Annotated in this window: 12 protein-coding genes; 7 read left to right on the top strand and 5 right to left on the bottom strand. The window is 74.4% G+C overall.

The genetic code is table 11. From position 1 onward, the window contains the following. Positions 1-23 precede the first annotated feature (23 nt). The 5 genes from OF117_RS05120 to OF117_RS05100 all read right to left on the bottom strand — a co-directional run bounded on the left by OF117_RS05120 (position 24) and on the right by OF117_RS05100 (position 4,369). Positions 24-1,661 (bottom strand): ABC-F family ATP-binding cassette domain-containing protein, encoded by a 1,638-nt coding sequence (locus OF117_RS05120; RefSeq protein ID WP_263551724.1) that lies wholly within the window; start codon positions 1,659-1,661, stop codon positions 24-26. 13 nt (positions 1,662-1,674) lie between these two features. Then, entirely contained in the window at positions 1,675-2,370 is a 696-nt protein-coding gene (locus OF117_RS05115; protein WP_263551723.1) for a Crp/Fnr family transcriptional regulator, read from the bottom strand. 26 nt (positions 2,371-2,396) lie between these two features. Then, the gene (locus OF117_RS05110; RefSeq protein ID WP_263551722.1) at positions 2,397-2,660 is read right to left on the bottom strand and encodes a hypothetical protein; all 264 of its coding nucleotides are present in this window, start codon (positions 2,658-2,660) and stop codon (positions 2,397-2,399) included. Beyond that, positions 2,657-3,106, bottom strand: coding sequence for a hypothetical protein (locus OF117_RS05105; RefSeq protein WP_263551721.1), 450 nt, complete (start codon positions 3,104-3,106; stop codon positions 2,657-2,659). Before OF117_RS05105 ends, OF117_RS05110 begins: the two co-directional genes overlap by 4 nt. Positions 3,107-3,220: 114 nt before the next feature. Next, positions 3,221-4,369 (bottom strand): adenylate/guanylate cyclase domain-containing protein, encoded by a 1,149-nt coding sequence (locus OF117_RS05100; RefSeq protein ID WP_263551720.1) that lies wholly within the window; start codon positions 4,367-4,369, stop codon positions 3,221-3,223. 183 nt (positions 4,370-4,552) lie between these two features. On the opposite strand from OF117_RS05100, the gene OF117_RS05095 reads away from it, so the two are divergent. The 7 genes from OF117_RS05095 to OF117_RS05065 all read left to right on the top strand — a co-directional run bounded on the left by OF117_RS05095 (position 4,553) and on the right by OF117_RS05065 (position 13,597). After that, positions 4,553-5,497: an ABC transporter ATP-binding protein gene (locus OF117_RS05095; RefSeq protein WP_263551719.1), complete on the top strand. Its 945-nt coding sequence runs from the start codon at positions 4,553-4,555 to the stop codon at positions 5,495-5,497. Continuing rightward, the gene (locus OF117_RS05090) at positions 5,494-6,255 is read left to right on the top strand and encodes an ABC transporter permease (RefSeq protein WP_263551718.1); all 762 of its coding nucleotides are present in this window, start codon (positions 5,494-5,496) and stop codon (positions 6,253-6,255) included. Before OF117_RS05095 ends, OF117_RS05090 begins: the two co-directional genes overlap by 4 nt. A 117-nt stretch (positions 6,256-6,372) precedes the next feature. After that, the gene (locus OF117_RS05085; protein WP_263551717.1) at positions 6,373-7,182 is read left to right on the top strand and encodes an ankyrin repeat domain-containing protein; all 810 of its coding nucleotides are present in this window, start codon (positions 6,373-6,375) and stop codon (positions 7,180-7,182) included. Between the two features lie 170 nt (positions 7,183-7,352). Beyond that, positions 7,353-11,261 carry a multifunctional oxoglutarate decarboxylase/oxoglutarate dehydrogenase thiamine pyrophosphate-binding subunit/dihydrolipoyllysine-residue succinyltransferase subunit gene (locus OF117_RS05080; RefSeq protein WP_263551716.1) on the top strand — a complete coding sequence of 1,303 codons (3,909 nt, stop codon included), beginning with the start codon at positions 7,353-7,355 and terminating at the stop codon, positions 11,259-11,261. 30 nt (positions 11,262-11,291) lie between these two features. Further along, positions 11,292-11,483: a DUF6104 family protein gene (locus OF117_RS05075; RefSeq protein ID WP_263551715.1), complete on the top strand. Its 192-nt coding sequence runs from the start codon at positions 11,292-11,294 to the stop codon at positions 11,481-11,483. A gap of 125 nt (positions 11,484-11,608) precedes the next feature. Continuing rightward, positions 11,609-12,322 carry a metal-dependent hydrolase gene (locus OF117_RS05070; RefSeq protein ID WP_263551714.1) on the top strand — a complete coding sequence of 238 codons (714 nt, stop codon included), beginning with the start codon at positions 11,609-11,611 and terminating at the stop codon, positions 12,320-12,322. A 93-nt stretch (positions 12,323-12,415) separates the two neighbouring features. Further along, positions 12,416-13,597: an RtcB family protein gene (locus OF117_RS05065; RefSeq protein ID WP_263551713.1), complete on the top strand. Its 1,182-nt coding sequence runs from the start codon at positions 12,416-12,418 to the stop codon at positions 13,595-13,597. Positions 13,598-13,719: the final 122 nt, after the last annotated feature.

Here is a 13,719-nt window from a genome sequence, read left to right as displayed (position 1 = left end):
GCCATTCCCGCCGCGCGGCGGGATCAGGCCTCGGTGACCCGGCCGCCGTCGAGGGCGAGCCGCCGGGTCGTGTGCACCGCGTCGAGCATCCGGCGGTCGTGCGTGACCAGCAGCAGGGTGCCCTCGTAGGTGGTCAGCGCCTGCTCCAGCTGCTCGATGGCCGGCAGGTCGAGGTGGTTGGTCGGCTCGTCGAGCACCAGCACGTTGACCCCCCGCGCCTGCAGCAGGGCGAGCGCCGCGCGGGTGCGCTCACCGGGCGAGAGGGTGACCGCCGGACGCAGCACGTGGTCGGCCACCAGCCCGAACTTGGCCAGCAGGGTGCGCACCTCCGACGTCGGCCGGTCGGGCACCTCCGCGCCGAACGCGTCGAGCAGCGGCTCCTCCCCCAGGAACCGGCCGCGGGCCTGGTCGATCTCGCCGATGCGGACCGAGGGGCCCAGCGACGCGACCCCCTCGTCCAGGGGCACCCGGCCGAGCAGCGCGGCGAGCAGCGTCGACTTCCCGGACCCGTTCGGGCCGGTGATGGCGACCCGGTCACCCCAGTCGACCTGGAGGTCGACGGGCCCGAGCGCGAAGCCGCCGCGGCGCACGACGGCGCCGCGCAGGGTCGCGACGACGGCACCGGCGCGCGGCGCCGCGGCGATCGTCATCCGCAGCTCCCACTCCTTGCGCGGCTCCTCGACCGCCTCGAGCCGCTCGATGCGCCGCTCCGTCTGCCGCGCCTTCGCGGCCTGCTTCTCCGAGGTCTGCCGGTTGAAGTGCTTGATGAACTTGTCCGGGTCCTTCTGCTTGCGGACGGCGTTGCGCAGCCCCTTGTCCATCCACGCCCGCTGCGTCCGCGCCCGCGCCTCGAGCCCGGCCCTGGTCTCGGCGTACTCCTCGTACTCCTCACGGGCGTGCCGCCGGGCCACCTCCCGCTCGACGAGGTAGGCCTCGTAGCCGCCGTCGTGCACCCGCACCAGTTGCTGCGCCAGGTCGAGCTCGACCACGCGGCCGACGGTCCGGGCGAGGAACTCCCGGTCGTGGCTGACCACGACCACGCCGGAGCGCGCGCCGGTCACGAACCGCTCCAGCTGGTCGAGGCCGCGCAGGTCCAGGTCGTTGGTCGGCTCGTCGAGCAGCAGCACGTCGTAGCGCGAGAGCAGGAGCGCGGCCAGCCCCACCCGGGCGGCCTGCCCACCGGAGAGCCCCGTCGTCGGTGCGTCGAGCCCGACACCCGGCGCCACCTCGGCGACGACCTCGGCGGCCCGCTCCTGCAGATCGGCACCGCCGAGGGCCAGCCAGCGCTCCAGCGCGTCGGCGTAGGCCTCGTCGGCGCCGGTGGCGCCCGAGGTCAGCTGCCCGGTGGCCACGTCGAGGGCGGCCTGCGCGCCGGAGACGCCCGTCCGCCGGGCGAGCGCGGCCAGCACCGTCTCCCCGGGCCGCCGCTCGGCCTCCTGGGGCAGGTAGCCGACGGTGGCGTGCGGCGGGCTGAGCGCGACCGACCCCTCCCCGGGCGGCAGCTCCCCGGCGAGGGTGCGCAGCAGCGTCGACTTGCCCGCGCCGTTCACCCCGACCAGGCCGACGACGTCACCCGGGGCGACGACGAGGTCGAGACCGGAGAACAGCACACGGGCGCCGTGCGCGGCCGCGAGACCGCGCGCGACGAGGGTGGCACTCACACCGGACAGGCTGTCATTCCGGCGGCGGCCGGGCGCCGTCGGCCACCGCGGCCAGGCCGGGCGGGTCGAGCAGCCGCACCCGGGCGCGCTGCAACCGCACCAGCCCCCGGTGGGCCAGCTCGCCCAGCGCCTCCGTCGTCCGCTCGCGCGTGGCCCCGACCAGACCCGCGAGCTGCTCGTGGGTCAACCGGACCGGCTCGGGATCGCGACCGGCCCCGGTCCGCACGGCGAGCAGGCACAGCGTGTGCGCCGTGCGCTCGAGCACCGACTTGCCCGCCAGGTCGACGACCCGCTGCTCGAGCTCGGCGATCCGGGCACCCAGCTGCTCGGCGATGCGGGTGGCGATGCGGGGATCGGACAGGAGCATGCTCCGGACGTCGGCCGGGCTCATCAGGCACAGGACGGCGTCCTCCAGCGCCTCGGCCCAGGTGCCGCCCATGTGCAGGCCCAACAGCCCCATCTCGCCGAACACGGCGCCCGGACCCGGCAGGGCGGTGGTCACCGTCCGCCCGTCCGGCAGCACGCGGTACAGGCGCAGCCGGCCGCTCTTGACGATGAACAGGACGCTGACCGGCCGGGACGGGTCGTAGACGACCTGCCCGGCCGCGACGGTGCGCATCGGCGCCGCCGCCGCCAGCGCGGCCATCTCGCGGCGGGAGAGGTCGCGGAACAGCGCGACCTCGGACAGGCAGTAGTGGTCGTCCCGCACGGTGGGCCCCCTCCCGGCGCTCCGGGTCACGGCTGCGCTGCCGTCCCGTCCAGTGTGGCCAGGAGGGGATCCAGGTCGGGGTTGCCGAGGAACAGCAGCCGGTTCCCGAGGAACCAGGTGGGGGTGCCGACGAGGCCACCGGCGAACCGGTCGGCGTCGCGGCCGACGTCGACCAGCTCCACCGGCCGGCCCGGTCGCAGCCGGCGCACCTCGTCGACGAGCGCCCGGGCGCGCGCGCAGGAGGGGCACGCCGCCGAGACCACGACCCGCAGCGGCTGCGGGCGGCTCACGCCCGGGCCGGCCGGCGCCGCAGCCCGGCCAGCACCGCCGCCGCGACCAGACCGAAGACCAGGTGGCCGACCAGGCTGGTCACGGCCATGGCATCCACGGCGAAGAGCTCCCCGCCGAGCCAGGCCGGCATGATGACCAGCGGCCCGAGAACCCACCAGATCGCCCCGTAGACCAGCCCGGCCGCCAGCAGCGCCGGCACCCGCCCGACCGGTACGAGCAGGGCGAAGGCCGCCCCGATGCCCGCCGCGATGGCGAGGTGCACGACACCACCGACGACGGCGCTCGACGACCCGACGAGGGCGGCGACCATCGGCAGCATGCCGCCGGCGAGCATGATCGCGCCGAAGGCGAGGCCGCCGACCAGCCCGGCGACGATCCCGCGGGGCAGCTCGGTGACGAGCCGGGCACGGACGGCGTGCGACCGGCTCCGCTGGACCGTGTCCATGGTCGACCTCCTCCCGGGCACCGCGCCCTGCGGTGCCGCCGGGGTCGACCGTCCGCCGCACCGCAGCGGCCGTCAGTGACCTGGGGCACACTCCGCGCCGACGGCGGCTCGCTGTCACTGCCGGTCATCCCCGTCCTCCTCGTCGAGGACGTCGTCGGCGATCTCGTCGAGCATGCGCTCGAAGGCGTTGTCCTCCTCGGCCGGCGGACGGCGGCGGACCTGCCACGGACGCACCGAGTCGTAGCCGCGCACCGGTACCGGCGGCAGCGGCCGCACCCGGTAGGCCGGCCGTCGGCGCAACCGCCGGGCCAGCTCGCGGTCGGCGAGCACCGCCCCCGGCCGGCCCAGCGACGTCAGCCGGCTGGCGAGGTTGACCACCGGCGAGAAGACGTCCCCGAGCCGGGTCAGGACCGGCCCGTAGGCGACGCCCACCCGCAGCGGCGGCCGGTCCGGGGCGTCCCAGGCCGGGGGGAGGTCCAGGGCGATCTCGGCCGCGTCGACCGCCGTCGCCACGGTGTAGAGCACCCCGTCGCCGACGGTCTTGACCACCCGCCCCGCGTGGCGGGCGATCACCTCGGCCGCCGTGCTCTCGAAGTCCTCGACCATCGCCCCCAGCTCGCGACGGGCCATCCCCCGGCTGCGGCTGGTGTAACCGACCAGGTCGACGAAGCCGACGGCCAGCTCCCGCCGGTCGGCGGGTCCGGCCACGGCGAGCATCCGGTCGGCGTTGGCGACGAGGTGCCGACGCCACACGTAGTCCTGGACCGATCGCAGCAGGGGCAGCAGCGTCCGGGCGGCGTCCACCGCCTCGGCCGGGTCGACCCCCACGGCCCCGTCCGGCCGGCCGGTTCCGGCACCCGCCGCGGCGCGGCGGGCCAGCACGTCGGCGAGCATGTCGGTCTGCCAGTCGGCGAGCCGGGACAGCGACTGCCCCATCGCGCGGGCGATGGTGGCCTCGGTGTCGGGGCCGACGAAGCCGGAGTCGATGAGCGCGGACAGCACGCCGAGCGCCGCGATGTCGGCGTCGGTGAAGGCCACGTCGTCGTCGGCCGCGTCGGGGAAGCCGAGCGCGCGCCACAGCCGCTGCGTGCGCGCCGGCGGCATGCCCGCCATCGCGGCCACCTGCAGGCGGGTGTAGCGGCGTGGGCCGTCGAGCAGCAGCTGCTCGACGGCCTCGCGGGCGTCGCGTTCCCGGCGGAGGGCGGGGTCGTCGGCCACCGCGCCGTCCGGCAGCCCGTCGTCCGGCATCCCGTCGTCCGGCATCGCGGCGAACAGTACGAGCCGACGGGCCCCCGTTGTGCCCGGGGTCACGCCCCGTGCACCGGCCTGTCACCTCCCCGGTTCTGCAGCGCGACGCGCGTCGTGCGGGAGGATGGGCGGGCACGCGAGCGGCGGACGACGAGGAGCTGTCCCATTCCCATCGACACCACCGCGACCGTCGATCCCGTGCGGGTCGAGGTGAGCGGGCTGACCAAGTCCTTCGGGCCGGTGCGGGCCGTCTCCGACCTGAGCTTCACCGTCGAGCCGGGCTCGGTCACCGGATTCCTCGGGCCCAACGGCGCCGGCAAGACCACGACGCTGCGCATGGTCCTCGGCCTCGAGCGGCCCGACGCCGGGACGGCGACCTTCGACGGCGCGACCTACCGATCCCTGCGGCAGCCGGTGCGCACGGTGGGCGCGGTGCTGGAGACCGCGTTCCACCCCGCCCGCTCCGGCCGTGACCACCTGCGCGTGTACTGCCGGGCGGCCTCGCTCCCGGTGTCGCGCGCCGACGACGCGCTGGCGCAGGTGGGCCTGTCCGACGCCGGACGGCGGAAGGCCGGGGGCTACTCCCTCGGCATGCGGCAGCGACTGGCCCTGGCCACCGCCCTGCTCGGGAACCCGTCGGTGCTGGTGCTCGACGAGCCGGCCAACGGCCTGGACCCCGAGGGCATCCACTGGCTGCGCGGCTTCCTCCGGCACCTCGCCCACGACCAGGGGCGGACCGTCCTGGTCTCCAGCCACCTGCTCTCCGAGATGGAGCAGACCGCCGACCGGGTGGTGATCGTCGGCGCCGGCCGGCTGGTCCGCGAGGGGTCGATTGCCGAGCTGCGCGCCGGAGCTGCGGGCGCGAGCACCGTGCTCGTGCGCAGCCCCGACAGCGGCCGCCTCGCCGAGATGCTGCGCACCGAGGGGCACGAGACCACCGAGCACGCGGACGGGCTGCTCAGCGTCGCCGCGGCCACGCCGGCCGCCGTCGGCTCCCGTGCCTTCGCGGCCGGCATCGAGCTGCACGAGCTGCGGGCCGAGACCAGCGGGCTCGAGGAGCTCTACTTCCACCTCACCGCCGGGCAGGAGCAGTTCGCCGCCACCGACGAGGACACCGTCATGACCGCGGAGGCCGGCCGATGACCGCGCTGGTGCGCGCCGAGTGGACCAAGCTGTTCACGACCCGGGTGTGGCTGGGCCTGCTGCTCGGCGCCTGCCTGCTGGTGACCGGTTTCGCCGTGCTGTTCACGACCTTCGCGGGCAACCCGGAGGCCGGACTGCCGCCCGTCGGCACGGCCGCGTACGAGCAGGTGGCCTTGGCCACCGCCTCGCAGGTCGTCGTCCTCTTCCTGATCCTCGGCGTCATCGGGATGACGCAGGAGTACCGGCACCGGACGGCGACCCCGACGTTCCTCACCACCCCGACGCGCGGCCGCGTCGTCGCGGCGAAGCTGGTCGGGTACGCGCTCGCGGCCGTGCCCTTCGCGGTGGTGGTGCTGGCGGTGAACGTCGCGGTGGTGACCGTCCACGCCGGCGCCCGGGGGGCCGCCCCGACGCTGTCCGGCGACAACCTGCGGGTGCTCGTAACGAGCGGGCTGGCGCTGGTGGTCTACGCCGTCATCGGGGTGGGTCTGGGGGCGCTGCTGCGCAGCCAGGTGGGCGCCATCGTCGGGGGCCTGGTCTACCTGTACGTGGTCGAGCCGATCATCCGCTCCATCCCCGTCACCGCACCGGCGTACAAGTGGCTGCCGGGCGGCGGGCTGGAGGCACTGACGGCCACCCTGCAGGCCGAGAACCTCGATCTCCTGGCACCCTGGCAGGGCGGGCTGCTGCTGCTCGGCTACGGTCTGGTGGCCGCGCTGCTCGGCACTCTGCTGGCCGTCCGGCGCGACGTCGTCTGACGCTCCGGGGCCGGTCCGCGCCCGATCCCCGTGGTCCGACCGCGTCCGCCGCACGCCGGGGCAGCCGACGGCCGTGCCACCGACCCGACGACCCCCACCGGACACCGGAGATCCCGCATGACCATCCGCATGACCGCCCAGCGGCTGGGCCGGCTCATCGCCGCCGGTGACGCCGACGCCGTACGGACGGCGGTCACCGACGACCCCCGCCTGCTGCAGGCGACCGTGGAGCGCGACGGCCAGGGCGGCTGGACGCCGGTGCACGTCGCAGTCGCGGAGGGCCGGGGCGACGTCGTCCGCGTGCTCGCCGAGGCCGGTGGCGACCTGGCGGCGCGCACCGAGCGGGACCGCACCCCGCTGCACGTCGCTCTCGAGCAGGCGCCCACCCTCGTCGGGTTGCTCCGGGAGCTCGGCGCGGTCGTCGACGCCGCGAGCGCCGCCTACCTCGACGACGTCGACCAGCTCGTCCGCGAGCTCGACGGCGGGGCCCCGCTGGCCGACCCGGTCACCGGCGTCGACCTGCTCTCGCTGGCCGCGTACGGCGGCGCGGCCGAGGCGGTCCGCCTGCTGCTCGACCGGGGTGCCGACGCCGACGGCGGCGCGCTGCACGCCGCGGCCGGCCAGGGCCACGTGGACGTGGTGCGGATGCTGCTCGCCGCCGGGGCCGACGTCGACCGGCGCGACCCCGACACCGGCCGGTCGCCGTTGCACGCGGCGGTCGCCGCCGGGCCGTCCGGCGACGCGCCCGAGGTCGTGCGCGCCCTGCTCGACGCGGGGGCGGACGTCAACGCGACCACGGCGGACGGGGCGAGCGCCGTGGACATCAGCCGGGTGGCCGCGGCCCGGTCCCGCCGCGACGACGCAGGTCGGGCCACGGGCAACGACGCCCTGGCGGAGCTGCTCGTCGCCCGGGGTGCGAGCGACTGACCGACCTCCCGCGGACGGTGTCCTCCGGGGGGCCGCAGCCGCGGGGTCCGTCGGCCCAGGTCGGCGGGCGTAGACTCGACACCCGGTTCCGCGCCGCCCACGACGAAGCTGCCCACCCACGAAGCTGCCACCAGACGAAGACGCCCACAGACGAAGAAGGCACCCGCCCCGTGTCAAGCGCCAGCTCCTCCCGGCCGTCCTCCCCGTCCTCCTCCGCCGCGTCCGGCTTCGGCACCAACGAGTGGTTGGTCGAGGAGATGTACCAGCAGTACCTCGCCGATCCGTCGAGCGTCGACCAGGCCTGGCACGAGTTCTTCGCCGATTACCGGCCGGGCAGCCCGGTCGCGGCGAGCGCCGATCGGGCGGCGGCGTCCCCGGCCCCGTCGCCCGCCGCCGAGCCGCCCTCGCCGTCCGGCCCGCCCTCGGGCAACCCGCTGGCCACCACCGGCCGCCCGACCGCCGGCAACGGCGCCGCCGGGCAGCCGCAGCGCACCGGCACCAACTACGCCACGCCCGCCCCGGAGCGGCTGGTGGTCGACGCCGAGCCGTCCGCCGGGCCGGCGCAGCGGCCGGCGGAGGCCGGCCGGCAGGGCGCGCCGGCCTCCGAGAAGGCGGAGCGGACGGCGTCGCCTGCGCCGGGTGAGGCCGCGCGGTCCGCGGCGGGGCCCCGCCCGGCCGCGCAGCCGGGACGAAAGCCGGCCGCCGACTCGGGCGAGGGCCCGAAGCGGACGCCGCTGCGCGGTGCGGCCGCCAGCGTCGTCAAGAACATGAACGCCTCGCTGACCGTGCCGACGGCCACGAGCGTGCGGGCGGTGCCGGCCAAGCTGCTGGCCGACAACCGCATCGTCATCAACAACCACCTCGCCCGCGCCCGCGGCGGGAAGGTGTCGTTCACCCACCTGATCGGCTACGCGCTGGTCCGGGCGCTCGACGACTTCCCGAACATGAACAACGCCTACGCCGAGGCCGACGGGAAGCCGACGCTGGTCGCGCCGGAGCACGTGAACTTCGGCCTCGCCATCGACCTGCCCAAGGCCGACGGCTCGCGGTCGCTCGTCGTGGCGAGCATCAAGGCCGCGGAGGAGATGGACTTCGCCCAGTTCTGGGGGGCGTACGAGGACATCATCCGCCGCGCCCGCACCGGCAAGCTGACCGTCGAGGACTTCTCCGGCACCACGATCAGCCTGACCAACCCGGGCACCATCGGCACCAACCACTCGGTGCCGCGGCTGACCGCCGGCCAGGGCGCGATCATCGGTGTCGGCGCGATGGAGTACCCGGCCGAGTTCCAGGGGATGAACCCCGAGACGCTCACCGAGATGGCCGTCTCGAAGATCATCACGCTCACCTCGACCTACGACCACCGCATCATCCAGGGCGCGGAGTCCGGTGACTTCCTCCGGCGGATCCACGGCCTGCTGCTCGGCCAGGACGGCTTCTACGACGAGGTGTTCCGCTCGCTGCGCATCCCCTACGCGCCCGTGCGCTGGATGCCCGACGTCCGGATCAGCCGCGAGGGGGAGATCGACAAGGAAGCCCGGGTCATCGAGGTCATCGAGGCCTACCGGCGCAACGGCCACCTGATGGCCGACACCGACCCCCTCGAGTACCGGGTCCGCAGCCACCCCGACCTCGACATCCTCGAGCACCACCTGACGCTGTGGGACCTCGACCGCAAGTTCCCCGTCGGCGGGTTCGCCGGCGAGCAGCTGATGCCGCTGCGCGACATCCTCGGCGTGCTGCGCAACTCGTACTGCCGCACCGTCGGTGTGGAGTACATGCACATCACCGATCCCGAGGAGCGCCAGTGGCTCCAGCGGCGGATCGAGGTCAAGGCCGCGCAGCCCGACCGCGAGAAGCAGAAGCACATCCTCGGCCGGCTCAACGCCGCCGAGGCGTTCGAGACCTTCCTGCAGACCAAGTACGTCGGCCAGAAGCGGTTCAGCCTCGAGGGCGGCGAGTCGGTCATCCCGATCCTCGACGAGGTCCTCATCGCCGGCACCGACCACGGCCTGGACGAGGTCGCGATCGGCATGGCCCACCGCGGCCGGCTCAACGTGCTGGCGAACGTGCTCGGCAAGAGCTACGCCAAGATCTTCGGCGAGTTCGAGGGCAACATCGACCCCGGCACGGTGCAGGGCTCGGGTGACGTCAAGTACCACCTCGGCGCCGAGGGCGTCTTCAAGAACCCGTTCAAGGACGGCGCCGAGATCGACGTCTCGCTGGCCAGCAACCCCTCCCACCTGGAGACGGTGAACCCGGTCCTCGAGGGCATCACCCGCGCCAAGCAGGACATGATCGACAAGGGCGAGGAAGGCTTCACCGTCCTGCCGGTCCTGATCCACGGCGACTCGGCGTTCGCCGGCCAGGGCGTCGTGGCCGAGACGCTCAACCTCTCCCAGCTGCGGGGCTACCGCACCGGTGGCACCGTGCACGTCGTCATCAACAACCAGGTCGGGTTCACCACGAGCCCGGCGGCGGCCCGGTCGAGCCTCTACTCGACCGACGTGGCCCGCATGGTCAACGCGCCGATCTTCCACGTGAACGGCGACGACCCCGAGGCCTGCGTCCGGGTCGCGCGGCTGGCGGTCGAGTACCGGCAGGCGTTCCGGAAGGACGTCGTCATCGACCTCGTCTGCTACCGCCGGCGCGGCCACAACGAGGGCGACGACCCGTCGATGACCCAGCCGCAGATGTACGACATCATCGATCGCAAGCGCTCGGTGCGGAAGCTGTACACCGAGGCGCTGGTCGGCCGCGGCGACATCACGCTGCAGGAGGCCGAGGAGGCGCTCAAGGACTACCGCGGGCAGCTCGAGCGGGCCTTCGCCGAGACGCACGACGCGCGCGAGGAGTCCAAGCCGGAGCCGGTCATGGACCCGCGCACGGCCGAGCAGTCGACCGTGCGGACGGCGATCACGCCGGAGGTGCTCAAGGCCATCGGCGACGCGCACGTCTCGATGCCGACGGACTTCACGCCGCACCCGAAGCTGCAGCGGTTGCTCGAGCGGCGGGCGGCCATGGTCACCGAGGGCGACGTCGACTGGGCGATGGGCGAGCTGCTCGCGTTCGGGTCGCTGCTCATGGAGGGCGTCCCGGTGCGGCTGGCCGGGCAGGACTCCCGCCGCGGCACCTTCGTGCAGCGGCACTCGGTCCTCATCGACCGGCGGACCGGCGCGGAGTACACGCCGCTGGCCCACCTGGCCGAGGAGCAGGCGAAGTTCTTCGTCTACGACTCGCTGCTCTCCGAGTACGCCGCGCTGGGCTTCGAGTACGGCTACTCGGTCGCCAACCCCAGGGCCCTCGTGCTCTGGGAAGCCCAGTTCGGTGACTTCGTCGACGGCGCCCAGATGGTCATCGACGAGTTCATCAGCTCCGGCGAGGCGAAGTGGGGGCAGCGCTCCGGCGTCGTCCTGCTGCTCCCCCACGGGCTCGAGGGGCAGGGCCCGGACCACTCCAGCGGCCGGATCGAGCGGTTCCTGCAGCTGTGCGCCGAGAACAACATGACGGTGGCCAACTGCTCGACCCCGGGCAACTACTTCCACCTGCTCCGCCGCCAGGCGCTGTCCGACGTGCACCGGCCGCTGGTCGTGTTCACGCCGAAGTCGCTGCTGCGGGCGAAGGCGGCGGTCAGCCCCGTGTCGGACTTCACCGACGAGGGCTTCCGCCCCGTGCTGCCCGACCCCGGTGTCGGCGGCGACCCGCTCGACGACGGCGCCGTCCGCCGGGTGCTGCTGTGCAGCGGCAAGGTGGCGTACGACCTCATGGCGCAGCGCGAGAACGACGGCCGCGCCGACACGGCCGTCGTGCGCGTCGAGCAGCTCTACCCGCTGCCCGCCGAGCAGATCCGTGCCACGCTGGAGCGCTACCCCGACGCGTCCGACGTGGTCTGGGTGCAGGAGGAACCGGCCAACATGGGCGCCTGGCAGTTCATGGCGGTCAACCTGCCCGAGCATCTGCCGCAGGGCCGGTCGCTGCGCCGGGTCAGCCGCAAGGCGTCGGCGTCGCCCGCGGTGGGTTCGGCGAAGGTGCACGAGGTGGAGCAGCGCGAGCTCGTCGCGGAGGCCTTCGCCGGCTGACGCCTCGGTCGGGCGTCGTAGTTTCGGGAGGTGTACTTCACCGACCGCGGCATCGAGGAGCTCGCCGACCGGCGGGGCGAGGAGGAGGTCACCCTCGCCTGGCTGGCCGACCAGCTGCAGGCCTTCGTCGACCAGCACCCCGACTTCGAGGTGCCCGTCGAGCGGCTGGCCACCTGGCTGGCCCGCGGCGGGGCGGATCCCGACGCCGACCTCGACGACTGACCACCGCGGCCCGGGCGCACGGCGGCGCGGTGCGGTGACGCCGCGTCCCGCCGTTCCGGCGCCGGGCAAGCGTCCGTCCCGCGCGCCTCCGTCGCTGGCCGCCCGTGGAGCTGCACGCTTCGAGCATGCTCGGTCACTCCCACGCGCTGTCGGGGCTCGCGACCGGCGCGGTGACGCTGCCGTGGGCCCCCGTCCAGGGAACCGTGGGACAGGTTGCATGGGTGGCCGCGGTGGGCGGCTTCGCGATGCTGCCCGACCTCGACCAGCGCGGGGCCACGATCTCCCGGATGTGGGGCCCGCTGTCCGACGTCCCCTCCGGCGTGGTCGGCACGGTGGCCCGCGGCCACCGGTGGGGCACGCACGACGCCGTCCTCGCCCCCGTGGTCTTCGGCTTCCTCGCGCTGCTCGCCTCCGGGTGGTACTGGTCGAGCCTGCTGCTGATGGCGGTGGCGATCGGGCTGGCCCTGCGGGCGCTGCACTTCGTCATCCCCGGGCGGGCGGAGAACACCGTCATCGGCAACCTGCTGCTGTCCTGGGGCGGGGCCTGGCTGCTGCTCGAGCACCTGGCCGGACCGCTCTGGCTGCCCTGGGCGGTGGCCACCGGGGTGCTCGTGCACATCGCCGGCGACGCGCTGACCTCCCACGGCATCCCGGTGCCCGTGCTCTGGGTCGTCGGCCGCGCGCGGCTCAAGCTCAGCCCGCTGCGCACCGGCGCGACGCTGGAGAAGGCGGTGCTGGTGCCGCTGTTCTTCGCCACGGCCGTCGCCTTCGCCTACGTGAACACCGCGGCGCGCGATCTCGTCGACCCGTGGCTGGAGCGCCTGAGCTCGCTGGGTTGAGCACCCGCCCCGCCAGTGCGGCCGCGAGTGCGGAAACGGGACACTGCTGATATCCCATGGCCGCGTCGCCCGCGCGCACCGCAGACTCGAGCCGTGGAGAGACTCGGCGACAAGCTGCTCAACTGGGCCAGCATCCTCGATGACGAGACCCGCCGGCAGGCCGAGCGGACGGCGTCCCTGGACATCGTCCATCCGCACGTGGCCCTCATGCCCGACGCGCACCTGGGCAAGGGCGCGACGGTGGGCTCGGTGCTGCCGACGCTGGAGGCGATCATCCCGGCGGCCGTCGGCGTCGACATCGGCTGCGGCATGATCGCCGTCCGGACGCCGTGGACGGTCGAGGAGGTCCGGGCCCGCGGACCGCTCGCGCCGCTGCGCGGCGACATCGAGCGCGCCGTCCCGCTGTCGGCCGGGCACTACAACAAGCGGCTGACGCCGACCGCGGAGAAGCGGGTCGAGGAGCTGCGCGAGCTCGCCGGAGGCCTCGGCGTCCTGGAGTCGGTGGACGCCACGTCGCCGAACTGGCCGCTGCAGCTGGGCAGTCTCGGGTCGGGCAACCACTTCATCGAGGTGACCGCCGACGAGCGGCGGCGGGTCTGGCTGTTCCTCCACTCGGGCAGCCGCGGGGTGGGCAACCGCATCGCCTCGAACCACATCACCGTCGCGCGCAAGCGGGCGGAGCGCGACCGGCTCGACCTGCCCGAGCGCGACCTCGCCTGGCTCGACGAAGGCACCCGCGAGTTCGACCGCTACATGGCCGAGCTGCAGTGGGCGCAGCAGTTCGCGCTCCTGAACCGCGAGGAGATGATGGACCGGGTCGCCGACTGCCTGGCCCGGCACATGCGCGTCGACGCGACCCCGGAGCTCGAGCGGATCAACGCCCATCACAACTTCACCCGGCGCGAGACGCACGACGGGGTGGAGCTGTGGGTGTCGCGCAAGGGGGCGATCCAGGCCAGGCGGGGGCAGGACGGGCTCATCCCCGGCTCGATGGGGACGGCGAGCTACGTGGTCACGGGCAAGGGCGAGCCGCTCTCGCTGGAGTCGTCACCGCACGGTGCCGGGCGGGCGTTCTCCCGCTCCAGGGCGCGCAGGACCTTCACCCGCGCCCAGCTGGAGGAGGCGATGACCGGCATCGAGTGGCGGCACAGCGACGTCTTCCTCGACGAGATCCCCGCGGCCTACAAGCCGGTCGACGTCGTCATGCGCGACGCCGAGGACCTGGTGGAGGTGCGGCACACGCTGCGCCAGCTGGTGAACGTCAAGGGCGACTGAGAAAGGACCACCCTCCTCCCCACGCCTCGCAGGCTCGGCGCGGGCCCCTGGAGGGTGGCCGTTCCAGCACCTCACCCGGCTCGGCGCGGGCCCCTGGAGGGTGGCCGTTCCAGCACCTCACC

It is taken from the genome of Geodermatophilus sp. YIM 151500 (assembly GCF_025716945.1).
Classification (GTDB): domain Bacteria; phylum Actinomycetota; class Actinomycetes; order Mycobacteriales; family Geodermatophilaceae; genus YIM-151500.
Note: the sequence above shows the minus strand (reverse complement) of the source record. Positions and strands in the feature narration are given on the sequence as shown.

Excerpts from the sequence above, each read along its gene's own strand:
- OF117_RS05085 (WP_263551717.1), top strand. The coding sequence starts at position 6,373 with ATGACCATCCGCATGACCGCCCAGCGGCTGGGCCGGCTCATCGCCGCC.
- OF117_RS05105 (WP_263551721.1), bottom strand. The coding sequence starts at position 3,106 with ATGGACACGGTCCAGCGGAGCCGGTCGCACGCCGTCCGTGCCCGGCTC.
- OF117_RS05090 (WP_263551718.1), top strand. The coding sequence starts at position 5,494 with ATGACCGCGCTGGTGCGCGCCGAGTGGACCAAGCTGTTCACGACCCGG.
- OF117_RS05100 (WP_263551720.1), bottom strand. The coding sequence starts at position 4,369 with ATGCCGGACGACGGGATGCCGGACGACGGGCTGCCGGACGGCGCGGTG.
- OF117_RS05070 (WP_263551714.1), top strand. The coding sequence starts at position 11,609 with ATGCTCGGTCACTCCCACGCGCTGTCGGGGCTCGCGACCGGCGCGGTG.